At 60.9% G+C, this 19563-nt stretch carries 21 protein-coding genes; 20 read left to right on the forward strand and 1 reads right to left on the reverse strand.

The genetic code is table 11. The features are described from left to right. The first annotated feature begins 221 nt into the window (after positions 1–221). The 20 genes from fabF to cysE all read left to right on the forward strand — a co-directional run bounded on the left by fabF (position 222) and on the right by cysE (position 18157). Positions 222–1481 carry a beta-ketoacyl-ACP synthase II gene (fabF, locus tag FD715_RS01350; protein WP_147104078.1) on the forward strand — a complete coding sequence of 420 codons (1260 nt, stop codon included), beginning with the start codon at positions 222–224 and terminating at the stop codon, positions 1479–1481. Continuing rightward, positions 1481–2647, forward strand: a complete 1167-nt coding sequence (gene mltG, locus FD715_RS01355; protein WP_147104080.1) for an endolytic transglycosylase MltG — start codon at positions 1481–1483, stop codon at positions 2645–2647. Before fabF ends, mltG begins: the two co-directional genes overlap by 1 nt. Before the next feature lie 346 nt (positions 2648–2993). Then, positions 2994–3338, forward strand: a complete 345-nt coding sequence (locus FD715_RS01360; protein WP_147104083.1) for a hypothetical protein — start codon at positions 2994–2996, stop codon at positions 3336–3338. 52 nt (positions 3339–3390) lie between these two features. After that, positions 3391–4617 (forward strand): DNA-packaging protein, encoded by a 1227-nt coding sequence (locus FD715_RS01365; RefSeq protein ID WP_147105135.1) that lies wholly within the window; start codon positions 3391–3393, stop codon positions 4615–4617. 233 nt (positions 4618–4850) lie between these two features. Then, entirely contained in the window at positions 4851–6035 is a 1185-nt protein-coding gene (locus FD715_RS01370) for a phage portal protein (RefSeq protein WP_147104085.1), read from the forward strand. Next, positions 6028–6255, forward strand: a complete 228-nt coding sequence (locus FD715_RS01375; RefSeq protein WP_039687529.1) for a hypothetical protein — start codon at positions 6028–6030, stop codon at positions 6253–6255. Before FD715_RS01370 ends, FD715_RS01375 begins: the two co-directional genes overlap by 8 nt. Before the next feature lie 14 nt (positions 6256–6269). Further along, positions 6270–6833: an HK97 family phage prohead protease gene (locus FD715_RS01380; protein ID WP_147104087.1), complete on the forward strand. Its 564-nt coding sequence runs from the start codon at positions 6270–6272 to the stop codon at positions 6831–6833. A 152-nt stretch (positions 6834–6985) separates the two neighbouring features. Then, positions 6986–8164 (forward strand): phage major capsid protein, encoded by a 1179-nt coding sequence (locus FD715_RS01385; RefSeq protein WP_147104090.1) that lies wholly within the window; start codon positions 6986–6988, stop codon positions 8162–8164. Positions 8165–8330: 166 nt separating this feature from the next. Then, the gene (locus FD715_RS01390) at positions 8331–8927 is read left to right on the forward strand and encodes a head-tail connector protein (protein ID WP_147104093.1); all 597 of its coding nucleotides are present in this window, start codon (positions 8331–8333) and stop codon (positions 8925–8927) included. Continuing rightward, positions 8924–9262: a head-tail adaptor protein gene (locus FD715_RS01395; RefSeq protein ID WP_147104095.1), complete on the forward strand. Its 339-nt coding sequence runs from the start codon at positions 8924–8926 to the stop codon at positions 9260–9262. The genes FD715_RS01390 and FD715_RS01395 overlap by 4 nt, the downstream gene beginning before the upstream one ends. Beyond that, positions 9259–9681: a DUF3168 domain-containing protein gene (locus FD715_RS01400; RefSeq protein ID WP_147104098.1), complete on the forward strand. Its 423-nt coding sequence runs from the start codon at positions 9259–9261 to the stop codon at positions 9679–9681. Before FD715_RS01395 ends, FD715_RS01400 begins: the two co-directional genes overlap by 4 nt. A 13-nt stretch (positions 9682–9694) precedes the next feature. After that, positions 9695–10114, forward strand: coding sequence for a phage major tail protein, TP901-1 family (locus tag FD715_RS01405; RefSeq protein WP_147104101.1), 420 nt, complete (start codon positions 9695–9697; stop codon positions 10112–10114). Then, positions 10114–10431: a gene transfer agent family protein gene (locus FD715_RS01410; RefSeq protein ID WP_147104104.1), complete on the forward strand. Its 318-nt coding sequence runs from the start codon at positions 10114–10116 to the stop codon at positions 10429–10431. Before FD715_RS01405 ends, FD715_RS01410 begins: the two co-directional genes overlap by 1 nt. Beyond that, complete coding sequence (locus tag FD715_RS01415) at positions 10428–10634, forward strand: rcc01693 family protein (protein WP_147104107.1); 207 nt, start codon at positions 10428–10430, stop codon at positions 10632–10634. The genes FD715_RS01410 and FD715_RS01415 overlap by 4 nt, the downstream gene beginning before the upstream one ends. Further along, a complete protein-coding gene (locus FD715_RS01420) occupies positions 10631–11296 on the forward strand; it encodes a phage tail tape measure protein (protein ID WP_147104110.1) in 666 nt (221 codons plus the stop codon). Before FD715_RS01415 ends, FD715_RS01420 begins: the two co-directional genes overlap by 4 nt. 23 nt (positions 11297–11319) lie before the next feature. Then, complete coding sequence (locus FD715_RS01425; protein ID WP_147104113.1) at positions 11320–11952, forward strand: DUF2460 domain-containing protein; 633 nt, start codon at positions 11320–11322, stop codon at positions 11950–11952. After that, a complete protein-coding gene (locus FD715_RS01430; protein WP_147104116.1) occupies positions 11952–12839 on the forward strand; it encodes a DUF2163 domain-containing protein in 888 nt (295 codons plus the stop codon). The genes FD715_RS01425 and FD715_RS01430 overlap by 1 nt, the downstream gene beginning before the upstream one ends. Then, positions 12836–13285 (forward strand): NlpC/P60 family protein, encoded by a 450-nt coding sequence (locus FD715_RS01435; protein ID WP_147104119.1) that lies wholly within the window; start codon positions 12836–12838, stop codon positions 13283–13285. The genes FD715_RS01430 and FD715_RS01435 overlap by 4 nt, the downstream gene beginning before the upstream one ends. Beyond that, positions 13285–17238: a glycoside hydrolase/phage tail family protein gene (locus FD715_RS01440; RefSeq protein WP_147104122.1), complete on the forward strand. Its 3954-nt coding sequence runs from the start codon at positions 13285–13287 to the stop codon at positions 17236–17238. The genes FD715_RS01435 and FD715_RS01440 overlap by 1 nt, the downstream gene beginning before the upstream one ends. A gap of 109 nt (positions 17239–17347) precedes the next feature. After that, positions 17348–18157 carry a serine O-acetyltransferase gene (gene cysE, locus FD715_RS01445; RefSeq protein WP_147104125.1) on the forward strand — a complete coding sequence of 270 codons (810 nt, stop codon included), beginning with the start codon at positions 17348–17350 and terminating at the stop codon, positions 18155–18157. 66 nt (positions 18158–18223) lie between these two features. Here the strand turns inward: cysE and FD715_RS01450 are convergent, their stop codons facing one another. Further along, on the reverse strand, positions 18224–19555 hold the full coding sequence (locus FD715_RS01450; protein ID WP_147104128.1) for a pyruvate dehydrogenase complex dihydrolipoamide acetyltransferase: 1332 nt from the start codon (positions 19553–19555) through the stop codon (positions 18224–18226). Positions 19556–19563: the final 8 nt, after the last annotated feature.

A 19563-nucleotide genomic window follows, 5' to 3' on the forward strand; every position in this document is an offset into this window, starting at 1 on the left:
AGTACCTAGAAGAACCGGTTTCCGGCTGAGCAGGCAGACGCGGCCAGTGGCAGGGGTAGCTTTGCTTGCAAAGCTGCCAACCACCCGATGGAGTATCTGGGTGCCGATCACCCAAGCCATCAGCCACACCGCTGAGCATCTGCGCGCGCCTCCCTCGGGACTTGAACAGGGGCCAGCGGGCGCGGTAAGAGGCGAGCCAGAAAAGAGAGGGGCATGAGCAGATGCGCAGAGTTGTCGTGACAGGTCTTGGACTGGTGACGCCGTTGGCGGACGGGGTCGAGGCAAGCTGGAGCCGTATTCTGGACGGCCAATCGGGTGCTGGTCCAATCACGCAGTTCGATCCAGAGGGCCTGACGACGACATACGCTTGTGAAGTGCCCCGCGGGGACGGCACGGATGGGACGTTCAATGGCGATGCCTATATGGCGCCCAAGGAGCAGCGCAAGGTCGATACATTTATCATGTTTGGTCTGGCCGCAGCTCAGCAGGCGGTCGAGGATGCGGGCTGGATGCCCGAGGACACCGAGAGCCTAGAGCGGACGGGCGTTCTGATCGGCTCGGGGATCGGCGGTTTGAACTCCATTGCCAACACGGCCGTGATGATGGAAGAGAAAGGGCCGCGCCGCGTGTCGCCGTTCTTTGTGCCGGGCGCGCTGATCAACCTGATCTCGGGTCAGGTGAGCATCAAGTACGGCTTCAAGGGGCCGAACCATTCGGTGGTGACGGCTTGTTCCACCGGCGCGCACGCCATTGGTGACGCGAGCCGTTTGATCCAGCATGGCGATGCGGATGTGATGATCGCGGGCGGGGCCGAGGCGGCGATCTGCAAGATCGGGATTGCGGGCTTCAATGCGTGCAAGGCGCTGTCGACGAAACGCGCCGACGACCCGCAATCGGCAAGCCGGCCCTATGATGAGGACCGGGATGGGTTCGTCATGGGCGAGGGTGCCGGTATTGTGGTGCTTGAGGAATATGAGCACGCTGTCGCGCGGGGCGCCAAGATCTATGCCGAGGTTCGGGGTTATGGCCTGTCGGGCGACGCTTACCACATCACGGCGCCATCCGAGGACGGCGAAGGCGGTGAGCGGTCGATGCGCGCGGCGTTGCGCAATGCGGGGCTGGAGCCGTCGGACATCGACTACATCAACGCGCATGGCACCTCGACCATGGCCGACACCATCGAGTTGGGTGCGGTCGAGCGTTTGCTGGGCAATCATGCGGCGAATGTGACCATGTCCTCGACCAAGTCCGCGACCGGGCATTTGCTGGGCGCTGCGGGCGCGATTGAGGCGATATTCTCGATCCTGGCGATCCGGGATCAGGTTTGTCCTCCGACGATCAACCTGGACAATCCGGCCGTGGACACGCCCGTCGATCTGGCGCCCAATGCCAAGCGGGAACGCAAGGTGGATGTGGCCTTGTCCAACAGCTTTGGCTTTGGCGGCACCAACGCCAGCGTCATCTTTGGGAAGGTCAGCTGATGTGGCGATCCATCGCCTCGAACGCGCTGACATTCCTGATCGTTGCCCTGTTCGTGCTGGGTGGGCTGATCCTGTGGGGGCGCGGCCAGTATGAAGGCCCGGGGCCGCTGACCGAAGCCATTTGTGTGCAGGTGGACCGCGGGTCGAATTTTCGCCGGGTGAGCCGCGATCTGGAAGAGCAGGGGGCAGTGGCCCACGGTTGGATTTTCCGGACGGGTGCCGACTATGCGGGCAAGACAGGTGAGCTGAAAGCCGGGAGCTTTCTGGTTGAGCCCGGTGCATCGATGGAAGAGATCGTCGATGTGGTGACCCGCGGGGGTGCCAGCACATGCGGGACCGAAGTGGTCTACCGCGTTGGGGTGAACCGTTTGAGCGCGCAGGTGCGCGAGCTGGATCCGGCCACTAACAGATTTGTCGAGCGCGCCGAGTTTGAACCCGGTGAGGAAGAGGCGCCAGCGGCCTATACCGAGGTGCGCGCCGAGCCGGACACACGCTACCGTGTTGCGGTGGCCGAGGGCGTTACGAGTTGGCAGGTTGTCGATGCGCTGCGCAACATGGATGTATTGGCCGGAGAGGTGACGGAGATTCCGCCTGAAGGGGCGCTGGCCCCCGACAGCTACGAAGTGCGCAGTGGTGATGACCGCGCCGGTGTGCTGGCGCAGATGGCGGAGCAGCAGGAACTGTGGGTGTCAGCCGCTTGGGAGGCGCGGGATGCCGACCTGCCGCTGGAGAGCCCGGAAGAGTTGCTGACCCTCGCCTCCATCATCGAGAAGGAAACCGGTGTGGCCGAGGAGCGGGGGCAGGTGGCGTCCGTCTTTGTGAACCGGTTGAACCGGGGGATGCGGTTGCAGACTGACCCGACGGTCATTTATGGCATCACGCGGGGGCAGGGTGTGCTGGGCCGGGGCCTGCGCCGGTCGGAGCTGCGGGCGGCGACGCCGTGGAACACCTATGTCATTCTTGGGCTGCCGCCGACGCCGATTGCGAATCCCGGACGGGCCAGCCTGATGGCGGCGGCGCAGCCGGATGAGACGCCGTATGTGTTCTTTGTGGCCGACGGGACCGGCGGGCACGCCTTTGCCGAGACGCTGGATGAACACAATCGGAACGTCGCCCGGTGGCGGGAGATTGAAGCCGAGCGGGCCAATCAGAATGATGGTGGGTAAGGGATCCGGTGGTGCTGGGCTGAAGCCCGGCCCACGACCGTCCCGTGCTCAAAAATGCGACTTGAGGGATTTGTCCCCGCGGGGACACGCAAGGGTTGTTTAATGTTCTCAGTCTCTTACTGGTTGTGTTAACCATATTTTAACCAGACGAGTAAGATTTTATTAATCGCACCGTACGCTTAGCGGTCGATCCTCATCTGGATTTCGCTTGACTCTGCGAACGGTCACACGTATAACTTGTGACAAGCTAGAAGAAGTGGGCAAGCGGCCCCGGGGTGACCCGGTGGTCGCTTTTTCGTTTCGCTCGTGCGGAGACAATCCCAACGCATGAGAGGTCATAACACATATGACATTGATTACCCCGGAGGCGGAAGAGGCCCGCAGCGAGGAGCTTGTCTCTTCGATGCAGGACACTCTGAAGACGATGCGAAAGCAGTTCAAAGCCTTCATAGAAGAGGCTGGAGCCGGGGAGGATTTCAAGGAAACCGAGGTCAACAAGCAGCTTGCGGCCATGCTCCGCACAGTTGGCAACCTTGAAGGTATGGAGAAGAAGCTTGACGAGTTTCGACAAGCCCGGAGTGGCATTGCCCAAAACGGATACGCTCTCAACCTTGACTTCGCCCGAGCTGAGGTACGGTGCGCGCTTGGTCGCCTCCGCGCCTGTGGAGGCGCAGGAGCGGTTTCTGAATGAGTTGGGAGAGGGCGCCATTGGCGCCCTCCCTTTTCTGTTCGAGTTCTGGGCCATGGAGCACCAGTTGCCGCCCGAGAGCGATTGGCGGACCTGGGTCATCATGGGCGGACGTGGGGCGGGCAAGACCCGTGCGGGTGCCGAATGGGTGCGATCAATGGTCGAGGGGCCGATGCCGCTGGACAAGGGTCGCGCGCGCCGTGTGGCGCTGGTGGGGGAGACAATCGAGCAGGTCCGGGAGGTGATGGTCTTTGGCGAGAGCGGGATCGTGGCGTGTAGTCCGACGGACAGGCGCCCCAAGTTTCATGCGGGGCGGAAGATGCTGGAGTGGCCCAACGGGGCTGTCGCCACCATTCATACCGCCTTTGACCCGGAAGGTTTGCGGGGGCCGCAGTTCGATTGCGCCTGGGTCGATGAGCTTGCCAAGTGGAAGAAGGGTCAGGAGACCTGGGACATGCTGCAATTCGCGTTGCGGCTGGGCGACGATCCGCGCTGTTGTGTGACGACGACGCCCCGCAACGTGGATGTTTTGAAGGATTTGCTGGCGCAGTCATCCACCGTGATGACCCACGCGCCGACCGAGGCGAATGCCGCCAACCTGGCGGGCTCGTTCTTGAAGGAGGTGCGCCGCCGTTATGCCGGGACGCGGCTGGGGCGGCAGGAGTTGGAAGGGATCCTGCTCACGGACGTCGATGGGGCGTTCTGGTCCACCGCGATGCTGGATGCGGTGCGGCGGAAGCGGAAACCGAAGCTGGATCGCGTTGTGGTCGGGCTGGACCCTGCTGTGAGTGCGGGGCGCTCCTCTGACGCCTGCGGCATCATCGTCGCGGGGGTGTCGATGGACGGGCCGCCGCAGGATTGGCGGGCGCATGTCATTGCCGATTGCACCGTGCAGGGTGTGGGGCCGAGTGGGTGGGCCAAAGCCGCGATTGATGCGATGGACACGTACAAGGCCGACCGGTTGGTGGCCGAGGTGAACCAGGGCGGGCAGTTGGTATCGGAGGTGATCCGGCAGGTGGATCCGCTGGTGTCGTTGAAGACTGTGCATGCCTCTAAGGGCAAGGTGGCGCGGGCGGAGCCGATTGCGGCGCTGTATGAGCAGGATCGGGTGACGCACGCCCTTGGCCTTGGCGATCTTGAGGATCAGATGACGCGGATGACGCGCACCGGGTATGAGGGTGAGGGATCGCCTGACCGGGTCGACGCGCTGGTGTGGGCGTTGCATGAGTTGATGATTGAGCCTGCGAATGCGTATCGGCGGCCGGGGGTGAGGCGTTTGTGAGCCGCGCGCGGTTTGAAACCGACCCTCCGGGGGCGGTTTATTTGGCGAAATGAAGGGCTGGAACGATAGGTTCCGGCGCTGGATAGAAGAGCGACCCTTCGGGGAGAGTTTTTCTGGCAAGATGAAGGAGCAGAGCGGTGCTCTGTTCGGTGAGGCGGTTCCGGTTTGGGCCGCCTTTTTCTTTGGACGGACGGGGGATTGGCCTCTCTCGGGATCATGTGAAGGAGACAGGTGTGTTTGATTTCTTTCGGAGCCGGGCGCAGGCGGATGTGCCGGAACAGAAGGCGAGTGCGACGGGTAAGGTGGTGGCCTGGCAGACGGGAGGCCGTGTGGCATGGTCGCCACGTGATGCTGTGTCGCTGACGCGTGCCGGGTTTTCCGGGAACCCCGTTGGGTTTCGGTCGGTGAAGCTGATTGCCGAAGCCGCTGCCGCGTTGCCGCTGGTCTTGCAGGATATGGAGCAGCGGTTTGAGACGCATCCGATCCTGTCGCTGATCAAGCGGCCCAATCCGGGGCAGGGGCGCGCCGAGTTGCTGGAGGCGCTTTATGCCCAGCTTCTGTTGTCCGGGAATGCTTATGTTGAAGCAGTAGCTGGTGAGAGTGGGGCGCCGCTGGAGCTGCATGTGTTGCGGTCGGATCGGATGTCGGTCGTGCCCGGGTCGGATGGTTGGCCTGTGGCCTATGAATATGCGGTGGGCGGCGCGAAGCATCGCTTTGATGCAGCTGGCGCGGTGAGCCCGATCTGTCATATCAAGAGCTTTCATCCGCAGGACGATCACTACGGGTTTTCGCCGATGCAGGCGGCGGCCATGGCGCTGGATGTCCATACGGCGGCGTCGCGGTGGTCGAAGTCGCTCTTGGACAATGCGGCGCGGCCGTCTGGTGCCATCGTGTATCGTGGGGCGGACGGGCAGTCGCAGCTGTCGGGTGATCAGTACGAGCGGTTGGTGAGTGAGATCGAGACCAACCATTCGGGCGCGCGGAATGCGGGGCGCCCGATGTTGTTGGAAGGTGGTTTGGACTGGAAGCCTATGGGCTTTTCGCCGTCCGACATGGAGTTCCAGAAGACCAAGGAGGCTGCGGCGCGGGAGATTGCGTTGGCCTTTGGCGTGCCGCCGATGCTGTTGGGCATTCAGGGGGATGCGACCTATGCCAATTACCAGGAAGCCAACCGGGCGTTTTACCGGCTGACCGTTTTGCCGTTGGCGACACGGGTGGCGGCCGCGCTGGCCGAGTGGCTGGGGGCGCATACGGGCGAGGATGTGGTCTTGGCACCCGATCTGGATCAGGTGCCTGCCTTGGCGGCTGAGCGGGATGCGCAGTGGGCGCGGGTCGCTGGGGCCGATTTCCTGAGTGTGGCCGAGAAGCGGCGTTTGCTGGGCTTACCTGCTGTGGCCGAGGACGGTGCTGATGGATGATGCCAAGCTGTGGGAGAAGTTCGCCTGTGGGCCGGGGCTGAAGCTGGAGGCCCATGAGCGGCTGACCGAGGTACATTTTGCCAATATTTCCGACCGCTTGCAGCGTCTGGAGACGTTGATGGAGCGGTTGGAGAAGCGGTTGTGGCTGACCGTTTACGGTGTAGTGGCGGTGGTTTTGGCGACCGGGTTTCAATCCATCATGGCGGCGATCCCGCATTGAAAAGGAGTAGGCAGATGCAGGCAGAGACCGGTCTGGAGACGAAATTTGCGCGCTTTGGCGAGGGTGTCGAGGTGCAGGACGGGACGGTGATCGAGGGCTATGCGAGCCTGTTTGGCGCCTGCGATCAGGGCGGCGATGTGGTGACGAAGGGGGCCTATGCGGCGTCTTTGAAGGCCATAGCCGCTGAGGGGCGGTCCGTGAAGATGTTGTGGCAGCACGATCCGGCCTTTCCCATCGGTGTGTGGGACGAGGTGCGCGAGGATGCCAAGGGACTTTGGGTGAAAGGCCGGCTGTTGCCGTCGATTGCCAAGGGCCGCGAGGCGGCGGAGCTGATCGGGGCGGGGGCCATTGATGGCCTCAGCATCGGCTATCGCACCGTGAAAGCCACGAAGAATGACAAGGGCCAGCGGCTCTTGACCGAACTGGAGCTTTGGGAGGTGTCACTGGTGACCTTCCCGATGTTGCCCAGTGCGCGGGTGGCGGCCAAATCCGAGGAGATGACCTCGGATCAGGACGATCATTTGCGCGACATGGCGGCGGCCTTGCGGGCTGCGCGCGCGGAGTTGGCGCAGCGCTAGGGGCGAAATCGTTAGTTCGGAATCAGATTTCCCTGCCTCTCGATCGGCTGATCGCCGACCGAGAACGGGAAATTTGATGATGATCTATGTGGAAAACGATTTCCCCCGAGACGCGCAGGGCCGTTTCACAACCAACCATCAAGGACATGCTGATGAGCAAGACCGAGATCAAGGCTCGGGCCGGGGAAGGTTTGTCCCCAGCCCAGGACGTTGCCGATGCCATGAGTGGTTTCGTCAATGAACTGAAAGGCTTCAAGGCCGACATTCAAACCAAACTTCAACAAACGGAAGAGCGACTGACCATGCTGGATCGGAAAAACATGACGGCTGCACGCACCCCTCTGGCTGGTGCGGTTGAGACGGGTGCCCCCCATCAGAAGGCGTTCAACGCCTATCTGCGTTCGGGCGAAGATGACGGCCTGCGTGGCCTGGAGCTGGAGGGCAAATCGCTGTCCACGGCGGTGAACTCGGATGGCGGCTACCTCGTCGATCCGGCCACGTCGGAGTCGGTGAAATCGGTTCTGAACGCAACCGCGTCGATCCGCTCCATCGCGTCGGTCGTGAATGTCGAGGCGACATCCTATGACGTCCTCGTGGACCACACCGATGTGGGCGCAGGCTGGGCCACCGAGACCGGCACGCAGGCCGAGACCGACACGCCCACCATCGACCGCATCACCATTCCGCTGCACGAGCTGTCGGCTTTGCCCAAGGCGTCGCAGCGTCTGCTGGATGACAGCGCATTCGATATCGAAGGTTGGCTGGCCGGTCGCATCGCCGACAAGTTTGCCCGTGCCGAGGCTGCGGCCTTCATCAACGGCGATGGTGTGGACAAGCCGCATGGTTTCCTGACCCACACGTCTGTCGACAATGATGTCTGGACCTGGGGCAACCTTGGCTACGTGCCGACTGGTGTGGACGGTGACGTGACCGCAGAAGCCATCATCGACGTCGTCTATGCCCTGGGTGCGGAGTACCGTGCCAACGCGACCTTCGTCATGAACTCGAAGACCGCTGGTCTGGTGCGCAAGCTGAAGGACAATGACGGTCGCTTCCTGTGGTCCGACGGTCTGGCCGCCGGTCAGCCCGCAACTCTGATGGGCTACCCGGTTATGATCGCCGAGGACATGCCGGATGCGGGCACAGGTGCCGACGCGATTGCGTTTGGCGACTTCAACGCTGGCTACACCGTGGCTGAGCGCCCCGATCTGCGTGTGCTGCGTGATCCCTTCAGCGCCAAGCCCCACGTTCTGTTCTATGCCACCAAGCGCGTGGGCGGCGACGTGAGCGATTTTGCCGCGATCAAACTGCTGAAATTCGCTGTCGCCTAAGGGCTGATAGCGGATGGCCGGGGGTGGGTGACTGCCCCCGGTTCCCGGGTGCGTGCTGATCAAGTGCGCCGTGTTGTCTAGCTGCTCCCCTCCGTCCGAGCAACGCGGACTGGCGCGCGCCCGGACCTTTTGGAGCCGAGGGGCAGAATTTTCCTGGAGATGTTCCATGATGTTGAACGAGGTGACCACGGTGCCCGATGGCGCGCTGCCGGTCGAAGAATTCAAGGCGCATCTGCGTCTGGGCAGCGGCTTTGGCAATGACAGTGTGCAGGATGCGGTGCTGATCAGCTTTTTGCGGGCTGCTGTGACTGCGATCGAGGCGCGGACAGGCAAGGTGCTGATCGCGCGTGACTTTGTTTTGTCCGTTGGATCGCTGACGGCGGTTGATGCTGTCGCGTTCCCTGTAGCACCTGTCGTTGCCGTGAATGGCGTGGCGCTTGTGGATCGTGCGGGCACCGAGACGCCCGTGTCCAGTGACGCGTTTTGGTTGGAGCGTGATATGCACCGTCCGCGCTTGCGGTCCGTGGGAGCAGCGTTGCCAACGGTGCCAACGGCCGGTGCGGTGAGCGTTTCCCTTACTGCGGGCTACGGCGCCGTTTGGTCCGAGGTGCCGGCGGATCTGGCGCAAGCGGTCATGCTGCTGGCCGCGCATTATTACGAGTTCCGGAACGAGACCAGCCTGAGTGAGGGCTGCATGCCCTTCGGCGTGACCAGCCTGATTGAGCGCTATAAGCCCATTCGTCTGGGCGGGGGTGTCCGGTGAAGACGCCGCGCCTGAACCGGCGCTTGACCCTGGAGAGCCCTGCACGTGTCTCCGATGGCGCTGGCGGCTTTTCCGAGAGCTGGTCACCGCTGGGCGTATTGTGGGCGGAGCTGACGGCGCGGACCGGCCGCGAGACTGTCGCCACAGGCGCGGCGGTGTCCGCAGTGCCTTACGCGATTGTTGTGCGGGGCGCGCCTGTTGGCCACCCGGAGCGGCCCATGGCGGAGCAGCGGTTTCGCGATGGCAATCGTCTGTTCCATGTACGGAGCGTGGCGGAGCGCGACCCTGAGGGCCGATACCTGATTTGCATGGCCGATGAGGAGATTGCGATATGAGCTACGCTGTTTCCGCCGCGCTTCAAAGCGCCGTTTTTGCCGCTGTGGCGTCAGACATCGCAGTCAGCGATGCCGTCGGTGATGCCGTTTATGATGCGCTACCCAGCGGAGCCGTTCCGAGCATCTATGTCGCCATTGGGCCCGAAACCGTGCGTGCCGCCGATGACAAAACCGGCGACGGGGCCGAGCACCGCTTTACCGTGTCCGTCGTGACCGAGGTGCCCGGTTTTTTTGCGGCCAAAGAGGTCGCGGGTCATGTCTGCGATGTGCTGCATGATGCCGATCTGTCGTTGGATCGCGGTCGCCTCGTGTCGCTGCGTTTTGATCGCGCCCGCGCCGTCAAGATCGACAAGGGCCAGGGCCGCCGCATCGACCTGACGTTCCGTGCGCGGACCGAAGACAACCAATCAACCATTTGAACGGAGAAAACCCATGGGTGCTCAGAACGGAAAGGACCTGCTTCTGAAGGTCGACATGACCTCGGACGGGCAGTTCGAAACCATTGCGGGTCTGCGGGCCACGCGCGTCAGCTTTAACGCCGAGACGGTGGATGTGACCAGTCTGGAGAGCCAGGGCGGGTGGCGTGAGCTGTTGGCCGGAGCCGGTGTGCGGTCTGCGGCGATCACCGGTGCGGGTGTGTTCAAGGACGAAGGCACGGATGAGCGGGCGCGCCAGATCTTTTTCGACGGCGAGACGCCAGACTTTCAGGTGATCATCCCGGATTTCGGCATTGTCGAGGGGCCGTTTCAGGTGACGTCGCTGGAGTATTCCGGCAGCCACAATGGCGAGGCCACATATGAGGTGTCGCTGGCATCGGCTGGCGCGCTGACATTTACGGCGCTCGTGGCCTGATGACCAATCCGTGGAGGGGAGAGGTCACGTTGCTGATCGACGGGCAGCCGCAAGTTATGCGGTTGACCCTTGGGGCCTTGGCGGGGCTTGAGGCTGCTTTGGCGGAGCCGTCGCTGGTCGCTTTGGTCGAGCGGTTTGAAAAGGGTCGGTTTTCTGGTGCGGATGTTCTGGCAGTCCTGAAGGCGGGTTTGGTTGGCGGTGGGTCCGGTTTTGATCCGGCTGCTCTGGACCATGCCGAGATCGCGGGTGGCCCGATGGGTGCCGCCCGCGCAGCCGCCGAGCTGATCGCCCGTGCGTTTGTGGTGCCCGAGGCATGACCAAGACACTGGACTGGCCCGCCTTGATGCGGGCCGGGATGCAGGGGCTGCGCCTGACGCCCGAGGCGTTCTGGGCGCTGACCCCTGCCGAATTGCAGATGATGCTGGGCACGCCCGGCCAGGCCGCACCGCTTTTGAGCGAGGGTCTGGACGCGCTGATGGTCGCCTGGCCGGACGAAAAGTCGGAAGGGGATCCCGTATGAGTGACTACAACGACGAGATCGAGAACCTTGAAGAAAACAGTGAAAGCCTGCGGTTTTCACTGAGTGCCACCGCAGACATGGTGACCGGGTTCGACAGTGAGCTGCGCCGAATGCGGGAAAGCCTGGCGGCCACCAACAAGGATGTGGCGACGCTGGAAAAGGGGTTGTCGCGTGGGTTGCGCAAAGCCTTTGACGGGTTGGTGTTTGACGGGATGAGCCTGTCGGATGCCTTGGATGGCTTGGCCAATTCGATGATCAACGCCACGTACAACGCCGCGATGAAGCCGGTTACGGATCATTTTGGCGGTCTGCTTGCGACGGGGGCGGGCAACATCTTTGAAAAGATCCTGCCGTTTGCCGACGGGGCGCCGTTCAGCCAGGGCCGTGTAATGCCCTTTGCCTCGGGCGGCGTTGTCAGTTCCGCAACCCCCTTTGGCATGCGCGGTGGGATGGGTGTGATGGGTGAGGCGGGGCCAGAAGCGATCATGCCGCTTGCGCGTGGGCCGGATGGCAAGCTGGGCGTACGCGGTGGTGGCGGCCAAAGCGGCCCGACAGTCGTGATGAATATCACGACGCCCGACGTGCAGGGTTTTGCCCGGTCACAAAACCAGATCGCAGCACAGATGAACCGCGCGCTGAGCCGCGCGAACCGGAACCGTTGAGGAATTGAAGGGGAGCCAACGCCATGAATTTTCACGAGGTACGATTTCCCGCGTCGCTGAGTTTTGGCTCGGTTGGCGGACCGGAGCGTCGCACAGAGGTTGTGACCCTCGCCAACGGGTTTGAGGAGCGCAACACGCCCTGGGCGCATTCGCGCCGTCGCTATGACGCCGGTCTGGGCATGCGGTCGCTGGATGACGTCGAGACGTTGATTGCGTTTTTCGAAGCCCGGATGGGGCAGATGTATGGGTTCCGCTGGAAGGATTGGGCGGACTTCAAATCCAGTCCTGCCAGCGTGGACCCGGATTATCTGGACCAGACAATTGCCACTGGCGACGGTGTTCAGGCGGCTTTTCCCTTGGTGAAAACGTATCGCTCTGGCGCGTTCTCGTATGCGCGGCCAATTGTGAAGCCCGTCGCGGGATCGGTGCGTGTGGGGCTGGGGCGCGACGAGATGCAGGAGGGCGTGGATTACGACGTCGACCTGGCCACCGGGCTGGTCACTTTTCAGCATCCACCAGAAGAGAATGAGGAAATCACCGCAGGTTTCGAGTTCGACGTGCCGGTGCGCTTTGACACCGACCAGATCCAGACATCGGTTGCCAGTTTTCAGGCCGGTACGGTTCCAAACGTACCCATCATCGAGGTGCGTGTGTAATGAGCGGGCAAAGCGATGCGTTTCTGGCTCATGCGGCGACAGGTATCACAACGCTGTGCCGCGCTTGGGCGATCCTGCGCAAGGATGGCAAAACTTTTGGGTTCACGGATCACGATACCGAACTGACGTTCGATGACATCACGTTCCGGGCAGACACGGGCCTTTCGGCAGCGGCGTTGGCCCAAAGCACTGGTTTGAGCGTCGACAATACAGAGGCGCTGGGCGCACTTACGGATGCCGCGGTCCGAGAAGACGAGATTGAGGCTGGCCGTTTTGACAATGCCGAAGTGCTTGCCTGGATGGTGAACTGGGCCGACACCGATGTGCGGTGGTTGCAGTTTCGGGGCACGATTGGAGAGTTGCGGCGTGCAGGCGGCGCATTTCATGCGGAGTTGCGCGGGCTGACCGAAGCACTCAATCGGCCGCTTGGGCGTATTTATCAAAAGCCATGTACCGCGGTGCTGGGTGACCGTTCCTGTGCCTTCGACCTTGATTTGCCAGGGTACCGGTATGAGGGCGCCGCTGACCGCATCGTCGATGGGCGCATCTTTGAATGGGATGAACTGGGCGGGTTTGAGCCGCAGTGGTTCATGCGCGGTCGGCTTGATGTGGTGTCGGGGTCCGCGGGCGGTCTTTGGGGCATGATCAAGCGTGACGTGTTCGAAGATGGGGTGCGCCGGATCGAGCTGTGGGAAGCGATACGCGGAGAGATCACCACGGAGGATCAGATCCGTCTGACCGTCGGTTGCGACAAACGGTTCGAGACCTGCCGTTTGAAGTTCAACAACCTGATCAACTTCCAGGGTTTCCCCGACCTGCCCAGCGACGACTGGATGATGGCGTATCCGACTTCGGGCGGGTCGAACAGCGGAGGAAGCCTGAGATGACGCGTCAAGCTTTGCTGGTGGTCGAGGAAGCGCGCCGTTGGATCGGCACGCCTTATGTTCACCAAATGGCAGTGTGCGGGGCTGGCACGGATTGCCTTGGCCTTGTGCGTGGTGTTTGGCGCGCTGTGATTGGGCAAGAGCCTGAGCGGCCCCCTGCCTACAGCATGGACTGGTCCGAGCCGCAGGGGCAGGAGTTGCTTTGGGGAGCCGCTCTGCGCCACTTGGAGCCGAAAGATCTTGCTGAGCAAGCGCTGGGCGATGTGATCCTGTTCCGTATGCGCGATGGATCTGTCGCAAAGCACCTGGGCATTCAGTCCGGGGTTGGAGATGCGCCGCGCTTTGTCCATGCGTATAGCGGGCACGGCGTTGTCGAAAGCCCGCTGAGTGCCCCTTGGGTTCGCCGTGTCGTGGCCCGTTTCCAGTTTCCTGATGTGGAGGCCAGCTGATGGCGACCGTTGTACTTTCTGCCGCTGGTGCGGCTATTGGCGGCTCGGTTGGTGGGTCTGTTCTTGGGCTGTCTTCCGTTGCGATTGGACGGGCTGTTGGTGCGACGCTCGGGCGCCTGATTGACCAACGGGTCATGGGCCAAGGCTCGGAAGTTGTGGAACATGGCAAGGTTGATCGCTTTCGTCTGTCCAATTCTGGGGAAGGCGCGGCAATCTCTCAACTCTACGGCCGTATGCGGTTGGGTGGACAGGTCATCTGGACCTCGGACTTTTTGGAAACCGTGACCGTAACTGGTGGAGGTGGCGGCGGCGGTGGCAAAGGGTCACCCTCCACTCCGCCCGAACCGGAGCGGCGTGAATACTCTTACTCGGTGAGCCTTGCGCTGGCGGTGTGTGAAGGCGAAATCACCTCGATTGGACGTGTTTGGGCAGATGGCGAAGAGCTGGCGCTGAATGATCTGAACATTCGCGGCTACACTGGGACAATGGACCAGCTTCCAGATCCGCTGATGGAGGCGATCGAAGGTCAAGGCATGGTTCCGGCCTATCGCGGCACTGCTTACGTCGTGATTGAAAATCTTGCGTTGGGTCGTTTTGGTAACCGCGTTCCGCAGTTTTCCTTTGAGGTCGTGCGACCTGAACAGCCTGAGCAGGACGATGCCGACGAGGAGATGTCACGGGCGATTGAAGCCGTTGCGCTGATGCCTGGGACGGGCGAATACGCGCTGGCAACGACGCCTGTGAATTACGTGGATGCCAATAACGGACGGTGGAGCGCCAACATCAATACGCCTGCCGGGCGACCGGATTTCAGTGTGTCGTTGGATGCGTTGCGGATCGAGTTGCCGAACTGCGATGCCGTATCGCTGATTGTATCCTGGTTTGGGAGCGACTTGCGCTGCGGAAACTGTCGATTGCAGCCGAAAGTTGAACGTTGGAATGTTGAGGGCGAAAACATGCCCTGGTCGGTCAGTGGCTTGCCGCGAACGTCGGCCCAGGCCATTTCGCAGATCAATGGCCGTCCAATTTACGGCGGGACCCCGTCCGACAGATCGGTCATTGAAGCAATCCGCGCGATGGCTTCATTCGGAAAGAAGGTGATGTTTTATCCCTTCATTCTCATGGACCAACTGGAAGGCAATGCGCTTCCAAATCCATACAATCCGGAAGAAAGCCAACCGCATTTGCCGTGGCGTGGTCGGATCACGCTGTCGACTGCGCCCGGGGTAGAAGGATCGCCCGATGGAACCGCAGCCGCTGAAGCGGAAGTCGACGCATTTTTTGGCACGGTGCAAGCCAGCGATTTCTACATCGGCAATGAGATTCAGTATACTGGACCAGCAGAATGGTCGCTGTCGCGCTTTATCTTGCATTACGCGGCTCTGTGCCGTGCCGCCGGTGGTGTCGACTCGTTCTGCATCAGTTCTGAAATGCGCGGACTGACCCAGATACGGGGCGTGGCCAATCGCTTTTACGCAGTCCAGAAGTTGAGATCACTGGCCGCACAGGTGCGTCTTCTTCTTGGGCCTGGTATCAAGATCAGTTACGCGGCTGATTGGACTGAGTATTTTGGGTATCAGCCCCAGGATGGGACCGGAGACCGCTATTTTCACCTGGATCCGCTCTGGGCCGACGACAACATCGACTTCATCGGCATCGACAATTACATGCCGATTTCTGACTGGCGCGACGGCGAGGAGCACGCAGATGCAGATTGGCGCAGCATTTATAACCTAGACTATCTGCGGGCCAACATCGAGGGAGGTGAAGGATACGATTGGTATTACACCTCGGACGAAGCACGCGTCGCGCAGATCAGAACGCCGATCACAGACGGTGCGCATGATGAGCCTTGGGTCTATCGGTTCAAGGACTTGCGGAACTGGTGGAGTCATGCGCACCACGAACGCATTGCTGGTGTGCGCTCCGAAACTCCAACAGCATGGGTGCCCCAATCTAAACCAATATGGTTTACTGAAATGGGCTGTGCCGCAATCGACAAGGGCACGAACCAACCCAACAAGTTCCTCGACCAGAAATCATCCGAAAGCAGTTTGCCGCGATACTCGAATGGTGCGCGCGATGACTTGATCCAGAAACAGTATCTGCGTGCGATGCACACCCATTGGCGTGCGCCGGAGAACAACCCGATGTCCGATGAATACGCTGGGCCGATGGTTGATATGTCGCGGGCATTCGTATGGGCCTGGGATGCGCGGCCCTATCCGTTCTTTCCAAACGCGCTGCGGCTCTGGTCGGATGGAGAGAATTATCCGCGTGGGCATTGGATCAATGGCCGCACGTCGGGTCGTTCGCTGGCGTCCGTTGTGGGAGAGATCTGCGACCGTTCCGGGTTGGTGCACTATGATACGTCCGAGCTGTACGGATTTGTGCGCGGCTATGTTGTCGATGACGTCACGGATGCACGTGGTGCTTTGCAGCCCTTGATGCTGCGCTTTGCGTTCGACGCGGTGGAGCGGGACGGGGTTCTGAAGTTCATCACGCGAACGGGTCGGAACGCTGTTGCGTTGCCACCCGATACATTGGCCCTGCACTCTGATCTGAGCGGAACGCTCGAACAAGCTCGCGAGTCCGACGCCGATCTGGCAGGCCGCGTTCGATTGAGATTTGTGCAGACCGACGGCAACTTTGATGTCTTGTCGGAAGAGGCAGTCCTGACAGATGATGCCACGCACTCGGTGTCCACCAGTGAAGTTCCGATGGCCTTGACCCGTCCTGAAGGGCGGCAAGTGGCTGAACGCTGGCTGACCGAAGCGCGGATTGCGCGGGAGGGCGTCAAGCTGGCCCTGCCGCCCTCGCTCATCGGCGTTGGTGCTGGTGATGTCATCGAAGTTGCGGCGGACAAATCCGAGGGTCCGGGGCTGTACCGGGTCGATCGGGTCGAGCAAGGTGAAATGCAACTGCTTGAAGCTGTCAGGATCGAACCCGAGGTCTACACGCCGTCTGAACTCTCTGACGAATTGGCAGGAGTCCGTGAGTTTGTGCCTCCGGTTCCGCTGACATCTGTGTTTATGGACTTGCCGCTTTTGACCGGTGATGAAGTTGAACACGCACCGCATGTCGCGGTCACAGGAACGCCGTGGCCCGGTGGGGTTGCCGTCTACCAGTCATCTTCGGGCTCGGATTTCCAGCTGAATTCCATCATTGGAGCCCGTTCAAGTATCGGTTTTCTGAACCGCCCGCTTTTGCGTGCAGGAACCGGTCTGATTGACCGCGGAGAACCGCTTGAGGTGAAGATGATCCATGGCACGCTGCAATCTATTCCGGATGCAGGGCTGTTGAACGGTCGCAATCTGGCAGCGATTGGCGATGGTTCGCCCGAGAATTGGGAGCTTATCCAATTCCGGGATGCGGAGTTGATCGCCGAGGACCAATACTTGCTATCTCACAGGTTGCGCGGCCAAGCAGGCACTGATGCTTTCATGCCCGAAGAATGGCCTATTGGCTCTTGGTTTGTCCTGCTGAACGGCGCTCCGTCCCAAATCTCGCTGCAGCGTACGCTACGCCGCATATCTCAGACCTTTCGTATCGGACCATCTCGTCGCAGCTATGATGACCCGTCCTACACCGAGGTTCAGCACGCATTTAACGGCAATGGTTTGCGTCCCTATTCGCCAGTTCATTTGAAGCTGTCGCGTGGATCAGATGGTGTGAACGCGTCGTGGATCAGGCGGACGCGACTTGATGGTGATGATTGGGACTTGCCTGACGTGCCGCTTGCGGAGGAGAGCGAGAGTTATACCGTCCGTGTTTTACAAGCGGGCCAGGTCTTGCGTGAAGCAACGGTTCCTACGCCAAACTGGGTGTACTCGACTGCTATGCAGCAGGCTGATGGCGTGTCGAGAGCGTTCGCAGTCGCTGTCGCGCAGAATTCTGCCCGTTTTGGTCCGGGGCCGTTCACCACTGCAAATTGGGAGGAAGCCAGTGCGTGATTTGCTGGGTGATCGCGCCATCAATCGTGTTTCGGAATACGGGTCATCACGGCTTTGCGTTTGGAGAATTGGCCTTATGTAGGTTAGGGAGAGCGTGAAAGGACGCATCATGGCTGACCTACGTACGAATGTCTCTTCCATTGATCCGGTTTGGGATCAGATCACAGAAGAAGCGCGACAGGCCGTCTCGGACGAGCCCCTTATCGGTGGATTTGTCCACGCGTGCATCCTGCATCACAAGTCGGTTGAAAAGGCACTGTCTTACAGGATTGCCGCGAAACTGGCGTCAAATGAGATGTCGATGGTTGTTGTCCGCGAGATTGTGGAAGAAGCGTACCAAACATCGCCTGCCCTGGTTCAAGCGGCGCGCGCTGATCTGGTCGCGGTTTACGAGCGCGATCCGGCGTGCCATCGTTTGCTGCAGCCTATCCTTTATTTCAAAGGGTACCAGGCGATGCAGGCCTACCGTGTTGGCCATTACCTGTGGACGGAAGGGCATCGGGATCTTGCATATTTCTTTCAGATGCGGGTGTCAGAGATTTTTGGCGTCGACATTCATCCGGCGGCCCGCATTGGCAAAGGCATTATGATTGATCACGCCCATTCCATTGTCATCGGTGAGACTGCGGTTGTAGGTGACAACGTGTCGATGCTGCATTCGGTGACATTGGGCGGGACCGGCAAAGAGGAAGAAGATCGTCATCCCAAAATCGGTAACGGTGTTCTTATTGGTGCGGGCGCAAAAGTTCTCGGCAACATCAAGGTTGGCAACTGCAGCCGCATTGCTGCGGGGTCTGTCGTGTTAGAAGAAGTGCCGCCGTGCAAGACGGTTGCGGGCATCCCGGCCCGGATCGTGGGTGAAGCCGGATGCGATCAGCCGTCGGTTTCAATGAACCACATGCTGGGCAAAGATCACTGAAACGTACGAATGCTTAAAAAAGGCCGGAGCAAAGCTCCGGCCTTTTTTCGTTCGTTTTTCGTTGTTTTACGCCAGCATTGTCAATGGGTTTTCCAGGTTGTCCACGATTGCCTGCAGCAGTTGTGCGCCAAGCGCCCCGTCGATGACGCGGTGATCTACGGACAAGGTGACAGACATCACTGTCGCGACGCCCAATTCCCCGTCCTGGCCCACCACCGGTTTCTTGACGCCTGCGCCAACGGCAAGAATGGCGCCATGAGGTGGGTTGATGACGGCGTCGAAATTGTCGATGCCGAACATGCCGAGGTTCGAGATTGCAAAGCTGCCACCTTGGTATTCCTGCGGCGCCAGTTTTCGGTCGCGGGCGCGGCTCGCCAGATCTTTCATTTCGGCGGACAACGCTGAAAGAGACTTTTGGTGAGCGTCCTGCAACACCGGGGTGAACAGGCCCCCTTCGATAGCGACCGCAACCGCGACGTCAGACGGTGTCAATTTCAAAACCTTATCACCAGCCCAGACGGCATTGGCATCAGGCACCTGTTGTAGAGCCAGCGCGCACGCCTTGATGATAAAGTCGTTCACTGACAGCTTGACGCCGCGATCAGCGAGTTGGCCATTCAACGTGCTACGGAACTCAAGCAGCGCGTCGAGCTTGATGTCGCGGCGCAGATAGAAGTGCGGCACGGTCTGTTTGGCTTCGGTGAGGCGCGCTGCGATGGTTTTGCGCATCCCATCCAGCTTGACCTCTTCGTAGTCGCGGCCTGCATAAATTTTCACAATGGCATCGGTCGAAGGACCGCTGGGAGCTGCAGCCGCTGCTGTGGGTTGGCCCGCGTCAACGTTGGGTTCTGCCGCCGTTGCAGGTGTTGCTTCTGCCTTTTCAACGTCCGCCTTGACGATACGGCCACGTGGGCCCGAGCCCTTTATGGCGCCTAGGTCCAAGCCCTTTTGCGCGGCGATGCGGCGTGCAAGAGGGGAGGCAAAGATGCGCTTGCCGTCACTATCTTTTGGTGCGGCTGGGGCAGGCGTTGTGTCTGTTTCGCCAACACTGTGGTCTTTGGCCGGCGCGGTTGCATCCGACGCTTCGGTAGCGGCTGCAGTGCTGCTTGCCTCTTCCTTAGGGGCAGACGCCGCACCGATGTCATCCGCGCTTTCGCCATCTTCCAAGAGGACCGCGATCGGCGTGTTCACCTTGACGCCTTCAGACCCTTCCGCCACCAGGATCTTACCCACGGTGCCTTCATCGACCGCTTCGAACTCCATGGTCGCTTTGTCTGTCTCGATCTCGGCCAGCAGATCCCCGGACGATACCGTATCCCCCTCTTTCACCAACCACTTCGCGAGCGTGCCTTCCTCCATCGTCGGAGACAGCGCGGGCATGAGAATTTCTGTCGGCATGTCTGCGG

The organism is Tateyamaria sp. syn59, from assembly GCF_007995245.1.
In the GTDB taxonomy this organism is placed as follows: domain Bacteria; phylum Pseudomonadota; class Alphaproteobacteria; order Rhodobacterales; family Rhodobacteraceae; genus Tateyamaria.

What these genes read in the sequence shown, in the direction of transcription:
- FD715_RS01380 (WP_147104087.1), top strand. Translation starts at nt 6,270, where the DNA reads ATGCAGGCAGAGACCGGTCTGGAGACGAAATTTGCGCGCTTTGGCGAG.
- FD715_RS01400 (WP_147104098.1), top strand. Translation starts at nt 9,259, where the DNA reads ATGAGCTACGCTGTTTCCGCCGCGCTTCAAAGCGCCGTTTTTGCCGCT.
- FD715_RS01365 (WP_147105135.1), top strand. Translation starts at nt 3,391, where the DNA reads ATGGAGCACCAGTTGCCGCCCGAGAGCGATTGGCGGACCTGGGTCATC.
- FD715_RS01430 (WP_147104116.1), top strand. Translation starts at nt 11,952, where the DNA reads ATGAGCGGGCAAAGCGATGCGTTTCTGGCTCATGCGGCGACAGGTATC.
- FD715_RS01415 (WP_147104107.1), top strand. Translation starts at nt 10,428, where the DNA reads ATGACCAAGACACTGGACTGGCCCGCCTTGATGCGGGCCGGGATGCAG.
- FD715_RS01375 (WP_039687529.1), top strand. Translation starts at nt 6,028, where the DNA reads ATGGATGATGCCAAGCTGTGGGAGAAGTTCGCCTGTGGGCCGGGGCTG.
- FD715_RS01360 (WP_147104083.1), top strand. Translation starts at nt 2,994, where the DNA reads ATGACATTGATTACCCCGGAGGCGGAAGAGGCCCGCAGCGAGGAGCTT.
- FD715_RS01420 (WP_147104110.1), top strand. Translation starts at nt 10,631, where the DNA reads ATGAGTGACTACAACGACGAGATCGAGAACCTTGAAGAAAACAGTGAA.
- FD715_RS01425 (WP_147104113.1), top strand. Translation starts at nt 11,320, where the DNA reads ATGAATTTTCACGAGGTACGATTTCCCGCGTCGCTGAGTTTTGGCTCG.
- mltG (WP_147104080.1), top strand. Translation starts at nt 1,481, where the DNA reads ATGTGGCGATCCATCGCCTCGAACGCGCTGACATTCCTGATCGTTGCC.
- FD715_RS01450 (WP_147104128.1), bottom strand. Translation starts at nt 19,555, where the DNA reads ATGCCGACAGAAATTCTCATGCCCGCGCTGTCTCCGACGATGGAGGAA.
- FD715_RS01440 (WP_147104122.1), top strand. Translation starts at nt 13,285, where the DNA reads ATGGCGACCGTTGTACTTTCTGCCGCTGGTGCGGCTATTGGCGGCTCG.
- FD715_RS01410 (WP_147104104.1), top strand. Translation starts at nt 10,114, where the DNA reads ATGACCAATCCGTGGAGGGGAGAGGTCACGTTGCTGATCGACGGGCAG.
- FD715_RS01385 (WP_147104090.1), top strand. Translation starts at nt 6,986, where the DNA reads ATGAGCAAGACCGAGATCAAGGCTCGGGCCGGGGAAGGTTTGTCCCCA.
- FD715_RS01390 (WP_147104093.1), top strand. Translation starts at nt 8,331, where the DNA reads ATGATGTTGAACGAGGTGACCACGGTGCCCGATGGCGCGCTGCCGGTC.
- FD715_RS01435 (WP_147104119.1), top strand. Translation starts at nt 12,836, where the DNA reads ATGACGCGTCAAGCTTTGCTGGTGGTCGAGGAAGCGCGCCGTTGGATC.
- cysE (WP_147104125.1), top strand. Translation starts at nt 17,348, where the DNA reads ATGGCTGACCTACGTACGAATGTCTCTTCCATTGATCCGGTTTGGGAT.
- fabF (WP_147104078.1), top strand. Translation starts at nt 222, where the DNA reads ATGCGCAGAGTTGTCGTGACAGGTCTTGGACTGGTGACGCCGTTGGCG.
- FD715_RS01405 (WP_147104101.1), top strand. Translation starts at nt 9,695, where the DNA reads ATGGGTGCTCAGAACGGAAAGGACCTGCTTCTGAAGGTCGACATGACC.